This is a genomic window from Dyadobacter sp. HNCC25DJ183 (assembly GCF_056895175.1).
The window spans coordinates 320,503-341,959 of record NZ_JBXHAP010000004.1; the positions used below are offsets into that span (position 1 = coordinate 320,503).

Annotated in this window: 13 protein-coding genes and 1 other RNA gene; 7 read left to right on the top strand and 7 right to left on the bottom strand. The window is 49.0% G+C overall.

The annotated features are described in order from the left end of the window. Window positions 1–156 precede the first annotated feature (156 nt). Both AC1XTG_RS11860 and AC1XTG_RS11865 read right to left on the bottom strand, forming a co-directional pair. Entirely contained in the window at window positions 157–2,112 is a 1,956-nt protein-coding gene (locus AC1XTG_RS11860; protein WP_484842147.1) for a RagB/SusD family nutrient uptake outer membrane protein, read from the bottom strand. Between the two features lie 11 nt (window positions 2,113–2,123). Next, window positions 2,124–5,276, bottom strand: coding sequence for a SusC/RagA family TonB-linked outer membrane protein (locus AC1XTG_RS11865; protein WP_484842148.1), 3,153 nt, complete (start codon window positions 5,274–5,276; stop codon window positions 2,124–2,126). A 339-nt stretch (window positions 5,277–5,615) separates the two neighbouring features. Here AC1XTG_RS11865 and AC1XTG_RS11870 point away from each other — a divergent pair, with 339 nt between their 5' ends. Further along, the gene (locus AC1XTG_RS11870; protein WP_484842149.1) at window positions 5,616–9,734 is read left to right on the top strand and encodes a hybrid sensor histidine kinase/response regulator transcription factor; all 4,119 of its coding nucleotides are present in this window, start codon (window positions 5,616–5,618) and stop codon (window positions 9,732–9,734) included. 154 nt (window positions 9,735–9,888) lie between these two features. Here the strand turns inward: AC1XTG_RS11870 and ssrA are convergent. Then, window positions 9,889–10,260: a transfer-messenger RNA gene (gene ssrA / locus AC1XTG_RS11875) on the bottom strand. Window positions 10,261–10,600: 340 nt separating this feature from the next. Then, window positions 10,601–12,901: a TonB-dependent receptor gene (locus tag AC1XTG_RS11880; protein WP_484842150.1), complete on the bottom strand. Its 2,301-nt coding sequence runs from the start codon at window positions 12,899–12,901 to the stop codon at window positions 10,601–10,603. Window positions 12,902–13,062: 161 nt separating this feature from the next. On the opposite strand from AC1XTG_RS11880, the gene AC1XTG_RS11885 reads away from it, so the two are divergent. From AC1XTG_RS11885 to AC1XTG_RS11895, 3 genes are all read left to right on the top strand, one after another. Beyond that, window positions 13,063–13,437: a BlaI/MecI/CopY family transcriptional regulator gene (locus tag AC1XTG_RS11885; RefSeq protein ID WP_056282138.1), complete on the top strand. Its 375-nt coding sequence runs from the start codon at window positions 13,063–13,065 to the stop codon at window positions 13,435–13,437. Beyond that, on the top strand, window positions 13,430–14,965 hold the full coding sequence (locus tag AC1XTG_RS11890) for a M56 family metallopeptidase (RefSeq protein ID WP_484842151.1): 1,536 nt from the start codon (window positions 13,430–13,432) through the stop codon (window positions 14,963–14,965). Before AC1XTG_RS11885 ends, AC1XTG_RS11890 begins: the two co-directional genes overlap by 8 nt. Before the next feature lie 77 nt (window positions 14,966–15,042). After that, window positions 15,043–15,480, top strand: a complete 438-nt coding sequence (locus AC1XTG_RS11895) for a PepSY-like domain-containing protein (protein ID WP_484842152.1) — start codon at window positions 15,043–15,045, stop codon at window positions 15,478–15,480. An 85-nt stretch (window positions 15,481–15,565) separates the two neighbouring features. Here AC1XTG_RS11895 and AC1XTG_RS11900 read toward each other — a convergent pair whose 3' ends face one another. Then, window positions 15,566–15,901 carry a HigA family addiction module antitoxin gene (locus tag AC1XTG_RS11900; protein WP_484842153.1) on the bottom strand — a complete coding sequence of 112 codons (336 nt, stop codon included), beginning with the start codon at window positions 15,899–15,901 and terminating at the stop codon, window positions 15,566–15,568. Window positions 15,902–15,912: 11 nt separating this feature from the next. Further along, a complete protein-coding gene (locus AC1XTG_RS11905; RefSeq protein WP_056282133.1) occupies window positions 15,913–16,191 on the bottom strand; it encodes a type II toxin-antitoxin system RelE/ParE family toxin in 279 nt (92 codons plus the stop codon). A gap of 107 nt (window positions 16,192–16,298) precedes the next feature. Here AC1XTG_RS11905 and hemF point away from each other — a divergent pair, with 107 nt between their 5' ends. Next, complete coding sequence (hemF, locus tag AC1XTG_RS11910; protein WP_484842154.1) at window positions 16,299–17,216, top strand: oxygen-dependent coproporphyrinogen oxidase; 918 nt, start codon at window positions 16,299–16,301, stop codon at window positions 17,214–17,216. Here the strand turns inward: hemF and AC1XTG_RS11915 are convergent. Continuing rightward, window positions 17,213–18,307 (bottom strand): o-succinylbenzoate synthase, encoded by a 1,095-nt coding sequence (locus AC1XTG_RS11915; protein ID WP_484842155.1) that lies wholly within the window; start codon window positions 18,305–18,307, stop codon window positions 17,213–17,215. The two genes, hemF and AC1XTG_RS11915, sit on opposite strands and share 4 nt — an antisense overlap. Window positions 18,308–18,375: 68 nt before the next feature. On the opposite strand from AC1XTG_RS11915, the gene lpxK reads away from it, so the two are divergent. Beyond that, window positions 18,376–19,434 carry a tetraacyldisaccharide 4'-kinase gene (gene lpxK / locus AC1XTG_RS11920; RefSeq protein ID WP_484842156.1) on the top strand — a complete coding sequence of 353 codons (1,059 nt, stop codon included), beginning with the start codon at window positions 18,376–18,378 and terminating at the stop codon, window positions 19,432–19,434. An 8-nt stretch (window positions 19,435–19,442) separates the two neighbouring features. Then, window positions 19,443–21,428 carry a putative porin gene (locus AC1XTG_RS11925; RefSeq protein WP_082489107.1) on the top strand — a complete coding sequence of 662 codons (1,986 nt, stop codon included), beginning with the start codon at window positions 19,443–19,445 and terminating at the stop codon, window positions 21,426–21,428. Window positions 21,429–21,457: the final 29 nt, after the last annotated feature.

Below are 21,457 nucleotides of genomic sequence, written 5' to 3' on the forward strand. Positions count from 1 at the left end.
TTTTGTCATGCTGAGCGCAGTCGAAGCACGCCTCCGGAGGTGCCCTTCGACCGCCCGGCGGCCCGGTGCGCTCAGGGTGACAAAGGTAACACAGACCTTGCGCTTGGACAGGCTTTGCGCTCAGCATGACAAAGGTGGCTGATCCACCTTTTCTAATTACATATACCCCGGGTTCTGATAAGCCGCCTTTTCCGCTGCACTGATATCCAGGTTATCCAGCTGCCCCTGTGGGATTGGTCTCAGATAGTGATAATTCTCTATCGTCCTTTTGTACGTCACCGGCGTGTGATCGCCTACACCGGGCCCGCAGATGGTATAGCTGGCGGCGAGTTCTTTCCAGGTTTGGGTGCGCACGAGGTCGTACCAGCGGTAACCTTCACCGTAATATTCACGGGAACGTTCTGCCAGGAGGTAGTTGATCGTGATCGTGGCAGGGGTAGCGGCGACCATGGCAGCGCTGTTATCTGCGACTTTCGCCACGTTACCCTGGTTGTTCCAGCGCCATTTGCCTGCGCGGGCGCGGATCACATTGATCAGGTCGCGGGCGGTTTTTCCTGACTGTGGAGCAGCACCTTTGACAGCTGCTTCGGCAGCAATGAAATACAGCTCCGAGAACTTGGCAATATTAAACGGACGCGTGTTGGCTGCATTCGGCTGACCGAGGCCAGTTCCATTGTCGGTACGGTACGTGCCCATTTTCCACAAGCCGGGATATACCAATCTGCTGATTGCGCTTGGAGCCATTACGTAATCGGCTCTGCCAGGCAGCACGCCAAGCCCCATTCCGCTCTTGTAAACGGTGTTGGAGTAGTCAATCGTCTGCGCCGGATCTTCGTTCAGGAATGTCAGGATCGCTTCGCCCGGGTGTACCTGCAAATTGTTTGCATTGTACAAAAACTCATTGGTTACGCCTGCCTTTGGCCAGTTGCCGCGATAGGCGGTGGTGAATGTGCCGTCGTAGCGCGAATCGTTGGTTTTGTCGGCAAATGTATTTTTGAATACTTCATGCGGCGGCGCCATTCTCACCCACGGGCGACCCAGTGACTGGTCGGCTTCGCGCTGCACGGAATTGACGGTTTGCGGGGCTGTCCAGTTGGTTTTCGAGCTGGTAATGGCGGTGTAGTTCCATGTCAGCATCCATACCGCAAAGTTATCCGCATCGCCGCCGCCTGCATAGGTAAGGCTAGATCCGTTGTACAACTCGCTCGTTTCGGTATGATCTGCGTAAAGCAACAATTCGCTGTTGCGGTCATTTGAACCCAGATTCACATCATAATAGGTATCCTGCAATTTGAAAGGACCCGGATTGGCAATCGCTTCTGTCGCAATGTCGTAAGCCTTCTGGAAATACCATTGTGCATTGTGTCCATCCGGATCGGTACGTGACGTTTCAGGATAGGTTGGGATGTTTTTGGGATTTTCCAGCCACCAGCCGTAGGTCAGATAGGCTTTTGAAAGATACAAACGGGCCAAAGTTTTAGTCACTCCGCCTTTTACACGTCCGGTTTCAGGCAGATCGTTCACTGCTGCCACCAAATCCGGAAAGATAGCTTTTGTGTAAACTTCCGGTACGGTATTGCGGGTCGAAGTTCTGAGTGTCGAAATGTTGAATGCCAGTTCTCCCGAGCCGAGATCCAGCGGCACGCCGCCGAAAGCCTGTACCAGCAAAAAGTAATCGAATGCGCGGAAAAAACGCGCCTCCGCGATGAGCGCCGGCGAAATGCCCACGGCTGTTGCATTTTCGATCACGCCATTCGCGGTGTTGATATTGGGGAATGCATTGAACCACACATTGCTCGCGTCGCTGTTGTTGGCCATAATCAATCCGCCGCCCGAAAGGTCGTGGATCTGGAAATTACTTCCGCCGCCACTCGCGCCCCAGGTCGCTTCATCGGTTCCGGTTACGCAGGAATTGTAATAGTAAGCGTTTCCGAAAATCCATCTGAGGTGCGCGTACATTCCGGTCAAACCACCGTAAACGCCCTTTTCTGTTTTGAAATATTCAGGCGTATAGATCGCCCTTGGCTTTTCTTCCAGGATATCGGTACACCCCACCGAGAACAGCACCAGCAGCATGAGGCCGCGCAGACTTGTAGATTGAATGAGTTTCATGTTCAAACTGTTTAAAATGTCAGATTAACGCCCACCAGATAGTTGCGGGTAGAGGGTGTATTGGTACCGATCGTAAGTATACGTCTGAGTGCACCCGACAGTGGAACCGCCGCATTTTCGTTTCCGAAAGAGTTCGTTTCGGGGTCCATGCCCGACTCCCTGTTATAAGGCGAGAACATGACGAAAGGATTTTGAGCGGTAAAGTAAACGCGCAGCCTGGTTATACCCAGCCGTTCAAGTTGCTTTGCGTTAAGGTTATAACCCAATGTCATCGTCCTGATTTTCAGATACGAAGCATCAAAGTAGCCCAGCGTAGTTCCATATTTTGGATTGTCACCGCCAATGCCGCCCGGAGCCGGATATTTCGCATCCGTATTTTCCGGAGTCCAGTAATCGACCCGCACGTTATTGCCGGCCCGTGCATTCAGGTTATTGAGGTATCCATTTGAACTGTATATCATGCTATTGAGCAACCCGCCGCTTTTGAATGCACCTACGATACCGAGATCAAATCCTTTGTAAGCCACGTGCGTGTTAAATCCGCCCTGGAAATCTGGCTGCATGCTGATGATCTGCCGGTCGTTGCCATTGATAGGTCGTGTAGGTGTTCCGTCGCTGTTATAGTCGCCGGTGTATTTTACCTTAATCATTCCCGCATTGCCACCCGGTTCCAGAATATCACGGTACTGGTCGTCAGCCTGCCATAGCCCCACTTTTTCGTAATCATAAATCGAGTTGATCGGATGCCCTACAAACCACCAGTTTCCTTCGTCGCGCTGCTGTCCCGATGCGAGTGAAACCAGCTTGTTTCTGTTTGCGTATATGTTGAAACCAATGTCCCAGGTCCAGCCATTTAAATTTTCGAGGATCGTACCATTCAGATTCAGCTCGATCCCTTTGTTCTGCGTCTGACCAATATTGGCAGTGTAGCCCCCTACCCCTGAGGTGGGCGGAAGTCCTACGCCCAGCAGTACGTTTTTGGTTTGCTGCTCATAATACTCAAAAGTACCTGACAGGCGATTGTTGAACATTTTGAAATCGACACCTAAGTTCAGTGTATTCGAAAATTCCCAGCCCAGACGCGGGTTAGGCGCATTGGAAACGTAGAATCCGGTTGAATACACGTCGTCGCCAAAGTTATAAGGCCGCGTGGCCAGCAAGCCGAGCGTTTCGTACGGGTTCACCGCCTGGTTGGAAGTTTGTCCGTAGCCCGCTCTTAGTTTCAGAAGATTAACCTGTGTCACCGAGCTCATGAAATTCTCTTTCGAGATGTTCCAGCCTATAGATACGGCGGGATAGGCATTCCATTGATAGCCAGATGCGAGACGTGAAGATCCGTCACCGCGATAGGTGACGCTGAGCATATAGCGGTCGTCGTAGGAATACATCACGCGGCCCATATACGAGAGAAGCCCCCATTGATTGTAACCCTGATTGGCAGGATTTACCGTAATGATACCGTCCGCGCGTCCCAGGTTATAGAACTGGAATGCATCCGAAGGAATATCACGCGCCCCGACAGACGAGTTATTGGTCGTGTTTTGTTGCGCTGAGTAAAGCCCCACCGCATTGATCATGTGTTTGCCGAAGTTCTTGTCGTAGCTCAATATGTTTTCAATGGCCCAGTTGGTCGTCAGCGTATTGCTGATACCTGCGGTTGACACATTTTGCACATTGCCGGCGAACACACCCTGCCCGGTATAGTTTCCGTTACTGCTTTGGCGGAAGTTGAGACCTAGATTTGCACGGTATTTCAATCCCGTAATGCCTGGAACGCGTACTTCTGCAAAGACCGTATTATAAGAACCGTAAGATTTAGTCTGATCAATGTAAGCATCGCCCAGGCTGTTGAACCGCTCGCGTGAAGGCACCCATTGCGGACCGGAAGTTTGCTCCTGCACAATGGTTTTCATGCTACCGTCTGCATTATAGGGATTCGTGATCGGTGTTCTTCCCAGCGACATTCCTACTGCCGGGATGTTATTTCCATTGTTGATTGTAAAGTTGGAGTTAGTCGACAATCCTACTTTAAAATACTTGTTAATATCCTGATCAATAGAACCTTGCAGCGAATAGCGGGTAAAATCCTGCAATGGAACCACTGCATTCTCTTTGTAATAACCCAGCCCGAAAGAGTAGCTACCCTTATCTGTACCTGCCGATACACTTACGTCGTGGCTCGTCATCATTCCCTTACGGTAAATCATATCCTGCCAGTCTGTGTTGACATTATTCGATTCGTCGAGCGTGTTCTGAAACTTCTGAATACTTGCCGCTCGGAGGGCTGCAAATTCAGGTCCGTTCATCATCGGATATTTGGCAAAAACCGATGTAACTCCGTGAAAACCATTGTAGCTGAACATCGCCTTCTGGCCGCGCTTGCCGGTGTTGGTCGTGATGAGAATTACCCCGTTAGCACCCCTGGAACCGTAGATCGCCGTCGCCGACGCATCTTTAAGAATGTCCAGGCTCTTGATATTGTTGGGGTTAATGTCCGTCAGCGAGCCCGCAAAAGGAATTCCGTCGAGTACGATCAATGGATTGTTGTCAGCTCTTAAAGAACGCTGTCCCCTGATCAGGATCTGCATCGCAGAACCTGGCTTGGAAGAAGTTTGTGAAATTTCAACGCCCACTACCCTGCCCTGCAAGGCCTGCGAAAGGTTTGAAGAGGGCACTTCGCGCACGATATCCCCTGAAACCGAAACTACAGAACCGGTCACCGCTTCCTGCCGCTGCACGCCGTAGCCGACCACCACGACTTCTTCCAGCACCTTACTGTCGTTTTTGAGGACGACATTAATGGCTGTCTGATTTCCTACCGGGATTTCCTGAGAAATATAACCAACCAGGGAAATGACCAGCACGGCATTGCCGCCGTCTGCGACACGGAGCTTGAAACTGCCGTCAGCGTCGGTAATGGTTCCGGCAGTAGTGGATTTGACAAGCACACTCGCGCCAGGCAGCCCCTCGCCGTCCTCACCAGTGACGCGACCGGTAATTTCCACATCTGCAACCTGAGCAGCACGGTGTCTGCTGCTGTAATTGGCCATGGCGGCGCGCTCAGCGACGGCGTCATCAGACACTCCCGCCAGCAGTAAAACAGGCAGCCCGAAGATGCCTGCCATCCGCGCCAGCGCGGTACGTTTTAATAAACAGTCATGCATAATTGAGGTATGATTTGATGTTTGAAAGAGATAAGGAGTTGGTAGTTGTTTGTTTGAGTGTCAATTTGACAATAATAAATACAGGCATATTTCTTGGAGCGCTGGCCCCTGACAGCACCAAACACTTCATGATTTTTTCCAGATATTATTTGATTTATTTTTGACAAAATTAACGTGGTGACAGTGTCTGCTGTGAGCAGATTTGTGCATTTGTAGGCTACGATTGTTCAAATCGATCAATAAAATGCCCGATTCTGGGAGAAATTTGCATTTTTACCCGTGCATTTCCTGATACGCTCGTCTTATCACAGGAGCATCTACCTTATTTGATTGAACACAATGCGATTCCGGTTTTCCATCGTCTTCTTATACTTATATCTGTCGATTCTGGCGGGAGGGAATTTTAGTGTCCTAGCACAGGCACCAGAGCCGAAGTTCACTTCGCTTACGTCGATGGACGGACTGTCGTCAAATACAGTAACAGCTATTTTGAAAGATCGTTACGGATTAATGTGGTTTGCGACCGATGACGGTCTGAACCGGTTCGACGGCACCGACGTGCTCGTGTACCGGCACCGGAAAGGCGATTCTGCTTCTCTCAAATCGAGTGACATTACCAGTTTGCATCAAGACCGCAAAGGGCGCATGTGGGTAGGGACGAATGAGGGAGGCTTACATTTATACAACAGGAATAAGGACGCATTTATCCGCATATCCTCGCCGCACAGTGTTACGAGCATCGCCAGTGATGCAACTGGCAAGCTTTGGGTAGGAACGACGGGAGGATTAGTAACCGTGAACCCGGAAACACGCCAAACCACCACCTTTTTATCCAAAGCCGACATTCCGGACCAGATATCGAAAGGGCTGATACTGAGCGTGGCGATTGATAGCAGGCAAGTTGTCTGGATCGGGACGGATAAAGGATTGTTCAGTATGGATCCTGCTGATAACCCGCGGGAGCCTGTCAATTACCTGCAGCAATTGTCCGAGGACGCGGGTGCACGGTCGGTAAAGTCGATTGTGGAAGATCGGAACGGTAATATATGGGTCGGGACGTTCAGCGGCTTGTACAAACTGGATTTGAACGGGCGGATTTTGAGCAGTTTCCGCTACGACCCCGGAAACAAAAACTCGCTGAGCAGTAATATGGTTTTTGCGCTGGCGCGGGAAAATGATCGTAACCTGTGGATCTGTACAGATGCTGGTTTAAATATTCTCGACATTCCGACAGGCACATTTACCCGCTACGAGCCAGATGCGCGGACCCAGTTCAGTCTAAGTAACAAGTCCGTTCGCAGCATACTGATTGATAATGAAGGTATTTGCTGGCTGGGGACTTACAAGGGCGGCATTAACAAGTACGATAAAAACCTGGCAATCTTCGGTTTGAAAAGATCCGAGAGCAACGATCCTTACGGGCTGAGCGCACCTTTTGTCACCTCCTTCGCAGAGAGTAAAACCGGGCAGCTGTTTGTCGGTACCGACGGAGGGGGATTGAATTTGTATGACCGCAAAACCAATCTTTTTAAAAAATTTACCATTAATCCAAAAAACAAGAATGCCTCATCGGGATTGGCGATTCTGTCCATGGAATTAGCTTCGGAGAGTGAGCTGTTTATAGGAACATTTCAGGACGGGCTGATCAGGATCAATCCCCAGACGGGCGCTTATACCCAGTTTACACGCGGCAAGGATTCGACTTCGCTCAGTAATAATGACATTTTTGCCATCAAAAGGGACCGCTTGGGCAAGATATGGATCGGTACGAATGGTGGCGGCCTGCACCAGTTTGACCCGCTTACGGAAAAATTCACAAGATTTTACAATCCCGGCATTGCAATGGCCAGCCGACCCATTCCGCTGAATGGGTACATCAGGGACATTATGCAGGACCGGCACGGTAAGCTCTGGATCGGCTCACACGGCACAGGTATCGCGGTTTATGATCCGGTCCTACGCACTTCCCAACTGCTGAACAAACAAACCAGCGGGCTACCCAGCAACATTGTTTCATCCATTCTCGAAGACCGGGACGGGAACATCTGGGTCGGCACATCGGGTGAGGGATTGGGGCTTTATGATCAAAAATCAAAGAAATTCACGACCTACTCCGAAAGGGAAGGACTGCCCAGCAGCATTGTGAACAAAGTGTTGGAAGATGTGCAGGGGCGCATTTGGGTAAGTACCAATCAGGGGATCAGCTTCTTTGATCGGCATAGTAAAAAGTTTACAAACTACACCACTTACAACGGCATCCAAAACAAAACATTCGTGCTTGGCTCGGGGATCAGGACGGCGGACAATACGCTATTTTTCGGTGGCATTGCAGGTTTTAATTACATTGATACGCGCAGCCTTCCGTCAGGAAAAAACGTTGCGCCTATTATCCTGAAAGACCTTCGAATAGGGAACAGGAGCATTACTTCCGCAGATTCCAATCTGGTGGACGCGGATATTTCAGTTGCCAAAACCATCCGGCTCGGCTATAAACAGAATTTCTCCGTCGGCTTTACCGCGCTCAACTATACAAATCCCAAGCAGATCCATTACCGGCACAGGCTCTCGGGAATGCAGTCAGAGTGGAACCAGACGGGGACGAACAATGTGGCGAGCTATACCAATCTGAGTCCTGGTAATTATGTTTTCGAAGTCCAGGCCAGCCCTGACGGCATAGAGTGGACTGGCCAGACCAGGTCGCTGATTGTGGTAGTGGAGCCGCCGTTTTATCTGACCATTTACGCCTACATATTTTACATTCTTACGCCGTTTGTGATTGTATTTATCATGCGGCGACGCGGGATCCGAAAGCTGAAACGTGAATTCCAGCAACAGCAGGAACAGGCCGAAGCAGAGCGAGCGCGCGAACTGGATCAAATGAAAATCAAATTTCTTACCAATCTGAGTCACGAGTTCCGGACTCCGATCGCTCTCATTCTGGCGCCGGTGGATAATGTGCTCGGCAAAACCAGGGATACTGAGCTGCACGCGCCGGTTCTGGCGATTAAAAGGAATGCAAAAAGGCTGCTGAATCTGGTCGACCATTTGCTGGACCTGAAAAATATGCAGCAACAGGAACTGAGCCTTGAATTGAGCAGAAAAGACGTCGTGAACTTTATCGAAGACACCTGCGGCCAGTTTACCGATTTGTTCGGCCGTAGGGGCATTGAGTTCAGGATAGAAAGTTCGGCGGCGCATTTTTTCATGGATTTCGATGCCAACAAGCTGGAAAGGATACTTTTTAACCTGCTTTCGAATGCATCAAAGTTTACTCAAAAAGGCGGGCAGGTGAAATTGCGCATCGGGCAGCACGAAGACGTCGAAGGCAAGCAGTGGCTGGATATTGCTATTTCTGACACCGGCATTGGTATACCCGAAGACAAACATGAAAAGATTTTCGAGCGCTTTTTCCAGAATGATGCGGGTCAGTCGGTGCTGAACCAGGGTAGCGGTATCGGGTTGTCGATCGTGCGTGAATTTGTTCAGCTGCACCAGGGTTCGGTTTCCGTCCAGAGCCAACCGGGACTGGGCAGTACTTTTACAGTGAGGCTGCCGGTGAATGCGGATTTTGAGTCGGTGGCGGCGAATGACGATCCGACCAAAGCGCCTGAGCCGGCAATTTCCGCACCGGCCTTAGCGAGCAAGTTAGAAAAGGCTAGTGTGGAAGAACCGTCAACCGTGCTGATCATTGAGGACAATGACGAATTCAGGCAATATCTGCGAGAAAACCTGGCTCCTTATTACCAGGTGATAGAGGCCAGCAACGGAAAGGAAGGCTGGCAAAAAACGCTCAGCCACCACCCTGAACTGATCGTGAGCGACATTGCGATGCCGGAAATGGACGGGATCGCATTGAGCCAGAAAATCAAAACCGACAAACGGACCAAACACATTCCGATCATTCTACTGACCGCATCGACTGGCGAGCAGCAGCAACTGGAAGGCCTCAACTCGGGCGCGAATGATTACCTGACCAAACCCTTTAACTTCGAGATACTCAATGCCAAGATCAACAACCTGGTGCTGCTCAACCGGCTGCTGAAAGGTGTGTATTCACGGCATATCAAAATCTCTGGCCAGGATCCGCAGATCCAATCAGCGCAGGAAAAGCTTCTGAAAGACATGCTTGTCTACATTGAAAATAATCTGCATAATTCCCAGCTCAGCGTGGAAAACCTCAGCAAACACGTGGGCATGAGCCGGGGAAGTTTATACAGCAAAGTATTAGAAATGAGCGGACAAACGCCCATCGAATTTATCCGGTCAATCAAGCTCGAAAAAGCAGCGGTTCTGCTGGAAAACAGTGATCTCAGCATTTCCCAGATCTCCTATATGACGGGGTTCACGGCACCAAATTATTTTGCGAAGTCATTTAAAACCAAGTTTAACATGCTTCCGACTGAGTATCGTGCTGGGAGAAATAAGTTGAGCCGGGTAATTCAAGCTGCCACAATTTGATGCATTTGAGGGTTTGTACTGTACAAGCATATATTACAAACATTGCCAGAGCCCTTCTAACAGTGGCCCTATACCAGCCAACTTCACCAAAAAGCAAGCCGAACCCTGCGCCCTCTACATGCAAAAAAGCCGCCTCCTAAATGGAAACGGCTTTCAGTGGAGATGGAGGGAGTCGAACCCTCGTCCAGAACAGGGAAACCCTGCGCCTTCTACATGCTTATCCTCGATTAGATTGTCGGGCCAGACAAGGTTCGCGGCGGACCCGCGTCTAAGCCTTAGATACTAGGGTCTCGTTGGTTTTACGCATCAATATACCAACCAGCGCTGCGGTTCGACACCTCTGGATCCACCCGGCAGCACGTGGGGTGGAGAGATGATGGCATTTGGTTAATCCTCCGGATTAAGCAGCCATGGCGTAAGTAGATTCGCCAGTTATTGTTTGAGACCATTATTTACGGGAGGTAATCTCAACTCCCGACATGCTTACACACAGACTTCCAACCCGCTGTCAATTCCAGTCACCCCCATTTTGGCAATCGGCCGTCGGCTTTTGGCTTTTGGCTTTTAGCTATTAGCACAAAGTTCGATTGCATTGCTATTTACACATTTATGGCTAAGAAAGTTCTTTGTTTGTAATTGAATTAGCCGAATAACTTGAAATCTGCTGGTTATTAGTTCATTAAATATTAAAAATTTCTGAATGTAAAATGGTGTCCCTCCCCCACTTCGACTGCGCTCAGTGTGACAAATGAGCCCTGCTCCCCCCCACTTCGACTGCGCTCAGTGTGACAAATTCCTCCGGTTCGACTTTGCTCACCGTGACAAGGTTGTATAAACTCATAAACTTTAAACTCATGAACTCCACCTCAAAACTCCCACCGGTAACTCACTACGGGGATCAATCCCAGTTGCTTCTGGCGTACAACTCTTTTTTCTACGCTGTCGTAATAGCTATAAGCGTCGTTTTTGGTGCCGGATACATTTTGGAGGTCTAGTGCCAGGGTGCGGTTGTAGCGGGCGTGGCTTTTTTTCCAGTAAATGCGAAGGTCCGGACGAAAGTAGTCGTTCATTCTTACTGCAAATACATTGGGGTTTTCGTAAACCGTTGCATTGTATTCACGTGATTGGGATTCGTTAATCGCCACGTTGCGAAATCCGCCCAACCAGAGGATTTTTGCATTAAGCCCCCAGGTATTATTGCCCGACCGGATTTCTTTCCCACCCGTAAAACTGAAAGTATGACGCCCATTGAACCTGCTTTCACGCCTGATACCGTCAACAACATAAGTGGCATTGTAGAGTGAGCCGGATATCAGCATATAATAATCGTCGGTGAGCAGCTTCTGGAAAGTAGCTTCGATGCCGTAATTACGTGCAGTCCCATCGTTTTCCAGTGACGAATAAACGCCGTTTTCCAGCTGGTTAACAGCCGAAAATTGCGAGTAAATGTTAACTGGTACCTGAAACTGATCTTGCAGGTAACCTTCCACTTTCAGACTGCTGTTTTTCCCAAAATCCTGCTGATAACCCAGCACGAAATGGTTCGACCTCGTGGGCCCGAGATCCAGGTTACCCGCAACATTCGTGGTCGAATATGTGGCTGCATACAGTTGCGGGATTTGCAGCTGACTATGCAAACCGTACGAAAAACTCAGTTGTGACTTGTTCGACACCTGCCATTTAACCGAAGCACGGGGCTCTATGGAGCTGTTGGAGAATGTTTCCCGTGCTGTAATCTGACTTGAAACGAGGTGCAGACCCAGTTCTGTTGTCACAGAAGGTGCCAGCTGGTAATTCCAGCTCCCGAAAGTCTGTACAATTTTGGTGTCAAAACCCCCGAATTCATACAAACCGCCCAGCTTATCGTAGCGGTAATTGAGGTACGCTCCTACTTTAAACCGGTTTTTTGCATTGGGACGAACAGTGAGGACAGAACTTAGTGAGATCATATTCCTCGCCTGCACATCGTTACCTTCCAGTGGTGTAGGAGTAAGAGGCGACTTGTATAAAGCATTTGAATTCCGGGAAGTATAAAGTCCGGAAAATGCCGCTACCGTTCTGATCGAGGCTTTTTTACCGAAAGGCAAAAGGTAAGTGGCCCCGGTTGCGCCCATTTTGTTTTTGTATAAAATATTATATCCGTCCTTTTGTTTCTCCCACAAAGTGCTGTCCGGCTCAGCCTTGAAGTCGTTGCTGCTCACTCCTCCCATTCCGAAAAGTGTAAATGTGCCGCCGTTTTTCGCAGGGATATTGATGTTAAATGACAAATCCTGAAAGCGGATATCTTCCCCACCGAAACTCACGCCCATTGCGCCGAGCAAACCGGTGAAAGAATAGCGGTAGTTGACCAGATAAGAAGCCTTCGACTTTTTTGAAAACGGACCTTCGACTGCAAAATCAAGTCCCAGCAAACTTGCCTGACCAGTAAACTCGGTTTGTTCATCATTTCCTTTCCGCAGGTTCATGTCCAGGATCGCGCCGGTTACATTGCCGTATTGCGCAGGAAACGGACCAGCCAGGAAATTGGAAGTCCCCAGCAACTGCGTGCTCAGGATATTCACGCCGCCGCCGGTGGAAGTAGGACGATCGCTGAATGTACCTGCATTGGAGAGGTGGTTTGGATTGACAATCTCGACACCTTCCAGGCGCCACTGCATACTATTCGGCGAGTTACCGCGCACCACCAGTCCATTCGCCTGGTCATTCGCCGCCGCAACACCCGGAAAGGAAGTGGCCACACGCGCAGGATCCATGTAGGTGGCTGCGTAGCGGAAAGTCTGCTCAATGGTAATCGGCTGCACGCTATTGAATGCAACCGGGCGCGAAGCTGAAACCGTCGCCTCCTGCAAGTCCCTGCCTGCCGGGCTCAGCCTTACCTGTACGATATTCTCCTTCCCTGATTCAAGTAAAATTTCGGAAACCACAATTGTCTCGTAACCCACATAAGTAACTGTAAGCTGGTAGCGTCCGACTTGCAGCTGATCAAATCGAAAAGTACCATCCGGGGCAGTAATCGTGCCACTCTGTCCCTGCGCGAGCTGCACGGTCGCACCGACCAGCGGCTGACCGCTATCCGCGTCGCGTACCGTTCCGCGGATGGTTGAAGTATGGGTTTGGGCAAAGCTGGCTGTAAAAAACAGAAGGAAGAACGGTAGCAGTCTGAGCATTTGTAAGGTTGTCAATTTGGACTGTAAAAGTAGTTGCTAAGTGGTTACTAACTATCCTGCTGTCCCGGTTTGCGAAACTATTTTTGTCTTTTTTCCATAAATATTTGCGATTTAAAAACATTAATCTACATTTGTAGAGTAAATAATTTTATTGTAGAGCAATGAGCCTGACGAAAGCAGAAGAACAGATAATGGAACCGTTGTGGAAACATGAGAAACTATTCCTGAAGGAATTGATAGAGGCGCTGCCGGAGCCTAAACCCGCGCAGACTACTGTGATCACCTTGTTGAAACGAATGCAGGACAAAGGCTTTGTGGCTTATAATATGTTCGGCAATTCGCGGCAGTATTATCCGCTCGTTTCCAAAAGCGATTACTTTTCTAACCACGTGAATGGATTGATCCGCAACTTCTTCAATAATTCTGCAGCACAATTCGGCTCCTTCTTTGCGAGGGATACTAATCTATCGACAGAAGAACTGGAACAACTCAGGGAGGTCATCAATGAAGAAATAAACCGCAAGAAAAATGACTGACTATCTCGTAAAATCGATCCTGTGCTCGGGTATCCTGATCGCGGTCTACCATCTTTTTCTCGAAAGGGAAAAGATGCTGCATTTCAACCGCGCCTATTTGCTGCTTTCACTGGCATTCTCCTTGTCGGTACCGCTGATATCCATTGAATTAGCTCCTGACAGCGTGATCAGGCCGATAGCAACCGCATTGCCCGGCATGATGACAGCAATCAGTCCAGCCGAAAGTACCCCGCTGCCAGCCGCCACTGTGCAGTCTGCTCCATTCGATTTTACGATGTATTTGCAAATTGCATTCTGGCTGCCTGCCTTGCTCCTACTGCTCAGGTTCGGCAGGAATGTACAGGCGATTTTAAGATTGCGGGCCAGATGTAATATTATCAAGCTGCGCGAGGCAACGCTGGTTTTGGTACCGCAGGACATTGTTACTTACACTTTCCTGGACAACATCTTTATTCCTGAAAAATCCTACGAAAACGAGCAGATAAGGCGTGAAATCCTCACCCACGAACTGGCCCATGCGCGGGAAATGCATTCAATTGACATTCTTCTTATCGAGCTGGTCCACGCACTGATGTGGTTCAATCCATTCCTTTTCTTTTACAAAAAAGCAATCAGACTTAACCACGAGTTTCTGGCCGATGAGGCTGTTTTAAAGGCGTTTTCAGATGTAAAAAGCTACCAGCTGTTGCTTCTGGATACCGTTCTTCAAAAGCAGCATGCAAGCCTGACAAGCAGCTTCAACTATTCTATCACCAAAAAACGATTAGCTATGATGACGAAAATCAAAAATCTGAACAGGCAACTGGCCAAACAATTTGCGATTGCGCTGCTTGCATTCGCGCTCACTTTTACGTTTGCGGACAAGATCTACGCACAGGTCGAAAAAGGCGGGAAGCTGGTAGCAAAAGCTTTGCCGTCTGTAGATGTGGTTACGATTAAATTCGATCAGAATTCGGACAAACAACAAAAACCTGGGGCCGATTTCAGGCATAGCAGACTTATTTCAAAACCAGGACCGGGGATCAGCGAAGCAGAGCAGGCAGAATTTTATAATACCATTGAAAAACATACCACTTACGTCACCAACAAGAGAAACGGCCGTATTGACCCGATGGTCAGAATGGCGCCAAAGCTAGAAGACAGAATGCATGTGCTTTTTACAAAAATGAACAGGGAACAACTTGAAATGGCCGCAGATTCCGGCATTACAGTGTTCCAGATGGGTATACCTGTGAAGAAAGCGCCGGATGCAGAGATGTTTGAAAACTGGAAAAAGGCTTCTGTTTTCGGAGTATGGATCAATGAAAAGCATGTACCGAACTCGGAACTCAACAAATACAAACCTTCCGACATCGCGGAGTACGATCTTAGTAAATTGTATGGAGCTGCATTAAAAGGAAGGTCATACAAATACCAGCTGAACCTCACCACCAACGACTATTTCGATAAAAACTACCAGCGAAGAGTGAATGACCGCGTATTTATCAGCAGGATCGGCTGGCTGGGAGAAAGACCAAAGAAATTTTAAAAATATAGGTAACAGCATAGGGGGATCGAGGGAGTCACCTGTCATCATCAAAAGCAATGTTTAACTAACGGAAAAGAATGATGAAGACGCTTTCAATTTACCTGATGCTGATCCTGGCGGCAATTACTGGCTGCGATAACGAAAAAGTAGTGGACGAAACCAGCTTGCCACCTCAGGCCAATGAATTTATCGAGGCCCATTTTCCCGACGCCCGCATTTCCCGCGTCGTACGTGACCGCGACGATCTGCTGACGAGCTATGATGTGATTTTGGATAATCAGGTCGCGCTGGAGTTTGATAATAAGGGGGAATGTTATAGTGTGGATGGTACCAACGACACGAAGATCCCCGACAGCGTTATCCCTTTGAAAGTGCTCGAATACGTACAAACCAACTACGCTGATCACTTCGTTACGGAGTGGGAAAAGAGCAAAACAACGCAGGAAGTCAAATTATCCAACCGCAAAGAGCTGGTATTTAACCTGAGCGGCACATTCCTGCGAATTGATGATTGAGGTTTAAAGGATGTTATTAGTAAACAGAAAAGCAGAGCTGGTGCTCCGCTTTTCTGTTTGTAAAGGAACTGTAATTACAGAATGATCAGACAACCTTCGCATTACGGGATTGTGCAGGAGCCCAGAAGTGTGTTACTGTATGCGTTTTTACCTTTTTCTCCGCTTCCCTGAGGTCATAATTTTGCTGCATGTTAAGCCAGAGCTGCGGAGTTGTGTTAAATGCTTCCGCAAGTCTGAGCGCCATGTCAGGCGTAACTGCCTGATGTCCGTTTATAAGTTGTGAAAGTGTCTTACGCGTTACGCCCAACCCTTTTGCAGCATCGGTAATCGTCAACTCCAATGGTCCAAGATACAGGTCTCTAAGTACCGTACCTGGATGTACCGGATTCTTCATCGGGCCTTTTACACTATGCTCTTCCATATAAGCTTTATTTAATGATAGTCCAGATAATCCACATCTGTCACATCTTTTCCCTCAAACCTGAAAATAATTCGATAATTCGCATTGATCTTAACAGCCCAGAAATCTTTTAGTTCACCTGATAGCTTGTGTAATCCTGAACCTGGAAAATCCATTTCTTCCGGAATACTTGCAGCATCAAGCAATGTTAATACAAGGCTGATCTTACCTAATTGTGAAGCCGGTAATTTAGAGCTGTCACCTTTTTGATAAAACAATCTGAGGGGTTTGCTGACGATGCTTCTGATCATTTACAAATGTAACACGTTACGTAACGCGTGTCAACCTCTCTGCTTTATTAACTATCTTCCCTTTCACTTTTATCGTACTTTTGCCGGCTGGATATCAAGTGAAAATTATGAGAGTTGAAGAAATAGAAGCGTTTTTTAAGGATTTACAGGATCGCATTTGCAGCGCGCTGGAAGGTACCGATGGTGTTGCCCGGTTTCAGGAAGATCTGTGGGAGCATCACTCAGGCGGTGGCGGAAGAACGCGGCTGATCCAGAATGGGAATGTGATTGAAAAAGGCGGGGTTAATTTTTCGAGTGTCAAAGGCGAGGTACATCCGAGGTTGCACCAGCAAATGAACCTGAACCCCGGCGACGATTTCCATTTTACTGCCACGGGCGTTTCCATTGTCATGCATCCCCACAACCCGCACGTTCCTATTATACACATGAACGTCCGCTATTTCGAGCTCAGCAATGGTACCTGCTGGTTTGGCGGCGGCATCGACCTTACCCCGCACTATGTGGTGCAAGAAGATGCGCGTTTTTTCCATCAAACTTTAAAAGCAGCCTGTGACAAACACCACGAGGCTTTTTATCCCGAGTTCAGCACCTGGGCTGACGATTACTTTTATATCCCGCACAGATCAGAGACCCGGGGCGTCGGCGGCATTTTCTTCGACTACCTGAAACCGGATGAAGAAGGTAAAGGGCAAGGATTATCGAAAGAAGCGCTTTTTGCATTCGTCAAAGAAGTTGGCGAAAACTTTGCGCCTGTTTATACCGCTTTAATGGAAAAGCACAGGAATGATCCATTTACGGAACATGAAAAACAGTGGCAGTATCTGCGGCGTGGCCGCTATGTGGAGTTTAACCTGGTGTGGGACAGAGGTACCAAGTTCGGTCTGGAAACAAATGGACGCACCGAATCAATACTAATGAGCTTACCCCCACAGGCAAATTGGGAGTACAACTTTACCCCCGAAGCCGGCTCACGGGAAGCTGAGACTTTGAAATTGCTAAGAAAAGGCGTGAACTGGGTTAATTAACCGGCGTTTGCGAAATCGGGCAGCGACCAGCTTTTTTCCGCATTATAATGCAGGTACCCATTCCTGACTTCCAGCGGCGAATCGAAATTGTTAACAAAAAGCTGCCCGGTACCCAATCCCTGCGGAAGCGGGTTATCAAATGCAGCCGTATACTGCGCGATTGCATTTAATCCGATATTCGATTCCAGTGCCGAAGTGATCCACCAGCCGATTTGAAGCCGGTTCGCAATTTCTATCCATTCGCTTGTATGCCGGAAACCACCCAGCAGTGTCGGTTTTAATATGATAAATGGAGGAGCGAGCTTTTTGAGCAGCGCGAATTTATCGCGGTAATCAAACACTCCTATCAGCTCCTCGTCGAGTGCAACTGGCACAGGCGAAGACTGGCACAATGCAGCCATCAATTCATGCTGCCCGGCTTTGACGGGTTGTTCTATCGAGTGCAGGTCAAATGCGGCGAGCGTATTCAGTTTCTGATGCACATCGGCGGGTGAAAAAGCACCGTTTGCATCTACACGCAATGTGATGTGCTCCTTGTTGTACTTGCTCCGCACTGTTTCAAGAATGCGGCATTCTTTATCAAAATCAATGGCGCCGACTTTCACTTTCAGTGTAGTAAAGCCTTGCGCGAGCTTTTCTTCCACTTGTTCGAGCATATTTTCATAAGAGCCCATCCAGATCAGCCCGTTCATCAGCACGCCTGTTTTTCCTTCCGAAAAAGTATTCCTGAATGGTTTGCGGTTGCCGCCTTTCATGATGTCCAGCAACGCACTTTCAACCCCGAAACGAATGGAAGGCAGGTGTTGCGGAACAACCTGGTCGAGGATAATGCCGAGGTTGAATGGAAAGACGTCAAGATCAAGTTCATTGAACAGGTCGCAAACGGCGCGGAGCTGAGTTTCAAAGTCGGGAAGATCGTCGACGGATAATCCCGGGAGCGGGCCGCATTCTCCGTAGCCGGCAAGCCCCGGCTGTTCAGAATCTGTTACCTGCAAAATCCAGGAAGTCTTTTGTGTAAGAACCCCACGCGAGGTGCCAGCTTCTTTACGAAAATGAAGCGTACAGGGTCTGTACACAATTTTTAAGGGCATGGGAACGTGGTGTCAGGTATCAAAAGGGCAACAATATTAGGCAAAAAATATGTAATTATGCAGCTTGTATGAAAGATCACCAGTGGTTAAAAGCGGCGCTAATCCCCTTTTCGTGGGTGTACGGTTTGGTCACCCGTGTACGTAACCTGCTGTACGATCTCGGCTGGTTCCGGTCAAACAAAGCATCTCAGATCATCATATCAATCGGTAACCTGACGGTGGGCGGCACGGGAAAAACACCTGTCACTGAATACCTGGCCCATGTACTCGCCACCTCTTCCCCACCCGCTATTCTGAGCCGCGGCTATGGAAGACAAACGCGCGGCTTTGTCCTTGCCAGCCACCAGTCCACAGCCGCTGACATTGGCGATGAACCGCTGCAGTTTTTTCAAAAGTTTAGTAATAAAGGGGTTGTGGTCGCCGTAAGCGAAAACCGCACAGCAGGCGCCGCCAGACTAGCCGAGCTCTACCCTGAAACGCGACTTATACTCCTCGACGACGCTTTTCAGCACCGCGCAATACGGCGGGATATCAATATACTCCTGAACGATTTCAACCGGCCGTTTTACAAAGATCACCCATTCCCCGCGGGAAGGCTGCGTGAAAACCGGGACGGGGTCAAACGCGCAGACGTAGTCATCGTAACAAAATGCCCGGTCGAGCTGGACAACTTCGCCAAAGAGCAGATCAGCAGGGAAATTGCGCATTATGCGGGGAAAGAGAAGCCGGTGTTCTTCTCCTTCACGGATTACGCTGCGCCCACAGACTTCAATGGAGCCACTGTGCAGTTAAAGAATGTTAAAATCGTCGCCGGAATAGCTGATCCAACCCCATTCATCCGATATATAGACAGCCATTTTACCGTTCTAGACACGGTTAGCTTTCCGGATCATCATAATTACACGCTGGCTGAGGTGGAAGGTCTGATTAAGTACCTAAAAAACGATACTTTTGTATTGACAACCGAAAAAGATATGGTCAAATTGAAGCCGCTGGTCAGGCAGTTGGGATGTGCTGAGCGATTTGCCTATATTCCTGTTACTGTCAATTTCGGGACTGACAGCACCCGCTTTGTTCAATGGTTCACCACCCGCGTCGAAGCCCTGCAAACCAGCACAGCACGATAGTTTCCTCTATGAGAATTGTTTTTTATTCCACACTGTGGTTTTTGATAGGTTTTATTGTCATTCCGAAAGCCAGCGCGCAGGTAAGACTGCCCGGCGGCATGCAAATGCCCGGCGGTACAGGCGGGGGCAGCAGAGGCGGCGGCGGAGGCCAGGGAGGTACGCAGATTCTCGATGACAGTACCAAAAACGTCTACGGTCCGCATACAACCCTGCATTTTTACGAAAATGATATCCTGAATAACCGCGATTCGGTGCGCTATCGCGTTGATACCAACCTTACCAATTTCCACCGCTGGCTCCCAATGGACAAAGCCTGGGGCAAGCTGGTAGACCTGGGCAATGCAGTTACTGCTACCCGAAACCTGTTTTTCCAGCCGCGGGAGGATATCGGCGCTCAGCTCGGGCTTCGCGCCTACGATGCCTATGCGATCAAGCAGGATGAAGTTCAATATGTCGATACGAGGTCGCAACACACGGAGCTGGACTTTCTTTCCGGCGGGCGGAAAACCTCCATGGGAACATTCGCTTACACACAGAATGTGAACCCGCGCTTCAACTTTGGTATCCGGGGGCAGCGTTTTACATCCAACAAACAATACGGATTTGCGCAAACTGTCAACTCGCAGGCTTTACTCGGACAAAACTGGACGCTGCTTCTGCACACCAGCTATTTTTCCAAAAACAAAAAATACCTCATCCTGGCGCATTACCGCCACATGAACCAGAAAGTGCGCGAGCAGGGCGGCATTATCCCCAATCTGATCGACAACGTGGAACAAAAGTATTCCTACGACGGGGCCGCCAAGATCAGCGACGACGCCAACTCCTGGGAGCGCCGGCACGTATTTCACATTTACCAGCAATACAGGCTCGCCAATGGATTCCAGCTGTTTCAGCAGGCGGATTTTCAAAGTACGATCAACCGGTACACCGACCTGTCGATTCAGCGCGGACTTGAACGGAACATTTACCCGGATTTCAGATTTGACTCTCTAAAAACGAGACAGGATATTTATTACAAATTGTTCGACAACAAAGTCGGCATCAAAGGTTTCTATTCTGGTTTCAATTACCGTGCTTATATCAGGCAGCGTTTTTACGGAATGCGGGCGGTTAGTCAGCTCGCCAATGACGTGGGCGACGCTTCAACCAGTTACCGTACCGGATTACGGTTTGACAACATCATTGGCGCGTGGCTGGGCTATTACCTCAAAGATTCAAGCAATTACCTGACCGCAGAAGCTGACCTTAACCTGGCCAAAAACGTGGAGTACAGGTTAAAAGGCGAGCTGAATACCAAATGGGGCAAAGCCGGATTTCAAAGTATTCAAACAGCTCCTGACCTGCTGACTGAGAGGTACATCAGCAACCATTTTGAATGGAGAAATAACTTTGATCCGACCAAAGTGCAGACTATTTACGCCTCGCTGCCCCTCAAAACCAAAAAGATTGAGTTTGTCCCTGAAATCCAGATCCACCAGATCAACGATTACATTTACTACGATACCCTTGCAATGCCCCGGCAGCTCAACTCGGGCTTCCGCCTGCTGCGGCTTGGCTTCAACTCGGGCATTCACCTGGGTCGCTGGAACTTCGCGGCGATGAGTTTCCTGACTTTAAATGATAATACGGACGTACTCCGCGTTCCGTCGGTTTTTGCAAGCGGCGAGGTCACATTTGACTTCACTTATGCAAAAGTATTGTTCATTCAGCTTGGACTTGCGGCACGCTACCGGTCGGCTTACCTGGCTGATGCTTATATGCCCGTAACACAGCAATTCCATTTGCAAAACGGAGACCGGCTGAACCAGAATTCCGTAGTTGATGCATTTGCCAATGTACGTATCAAGCGGGTCAGGCTGTTTTTCAAAATGGCCTACCTGAACCAGGGCGGGTCGCTGGGCTTGTTCCCGGAAGGCTATTTCGTTACCCCTACTTACCTGGGGCTGGCCCGCGCATTCTCATTCGGGGTCAACTGGCCGTTGTTTGATTAAAATCACCCTGAATCGAAACGGAGATCGCA

Coding starts and splice junctions, on each gene's coding strand:
- AC1XTG_RS11860 (WP_484842147.1), bottom strand. CDS start 2,112: ATGAAACTCATTCAATCTACAAGTCTGCGCGGCCTCATGCTGCTGGTG.
- AC1XTG_RS11865 (WP_484842148.1), bottom strand. CDS start 5,276: ATGCATGACTGTTTATTAAAACGTACCGCGCTGGCGCGGATGGCAGGC.
- AC1XTG_RS11870 (WP_484842149.1), top strand. CDS start 5,616: ATGCGATTCCGGTTTTCCATCGTCTTCTTATACTTATATCTGTCGATT.
- AC1XTG_RS11880 (WP_484842150.1), bottom strand. CDS start 12,901: ATGCTCAGACTGCTACCGTTCTTCCTTCTGTTTTTTACAGCCAGCTTT.
- AC1XTG_RS11885 (WP_056282138.1), top strand. CDS start 13,063: ATGAGCCTGACGAAAGCAGAAGAACAGATAATGGAACCGTTGTGGAAA.
- AC1XTG_RS11890 (WP_484842151.1), top strand. CDS start 13,430: ATGACTGACTATCTCGTAAAATCGATCCTGTGCTCGGGTATCCTGATC.
- AC1XTG_RS11895 (WP_484842152.1), top strand. CDS start 15,043: ATGATGAAGACGCTTTCAATTTACCTGATGCTGATCCTGGCGGCAATT.
- AC1XTG_RS11900 (WP_484842153.1), bottom strand. CDS start 15,901: ATGGAAGAGCATAGTGTAAAAGGCCCGATGAAGAATCCGGTACATCCA.
- AC1XTG_RS11905 (WP_056282133.1), bottom strand. CDS start 16,191: ATGATCAGAAGCATCGTCAGCAAACCCCTCAGATTGTTTTATCAAAAA.
- hemF (WP_484842154.1), top strand. CDS start 16,299: ATGAGAGTTGAAGAAATAGAAGCGTTTTTTAAGGATTTACAGGATCGC.
- AC1XTG_RS11915 (WP_484842155.1), bottom strand. CDS start 18,307: ATGCCCTTAAAAATTGTGTACAGACCCTGTACGCTTCATTTTCGTAAA.
- lpxK (WP_484842156.1), top strand. CDS start 18,376: ATGAAAGATCACCAGTGGTTAAAAGCGGCGCTAATCCCCTTTTCGTGG.
- AC1XTG_RS11925 (WP_082489107.1), top strand. CDS start 19,443: ATGAGAATTGTTTTTTATTCCACACTGTGGTTTTTGATAGGTTTTATT.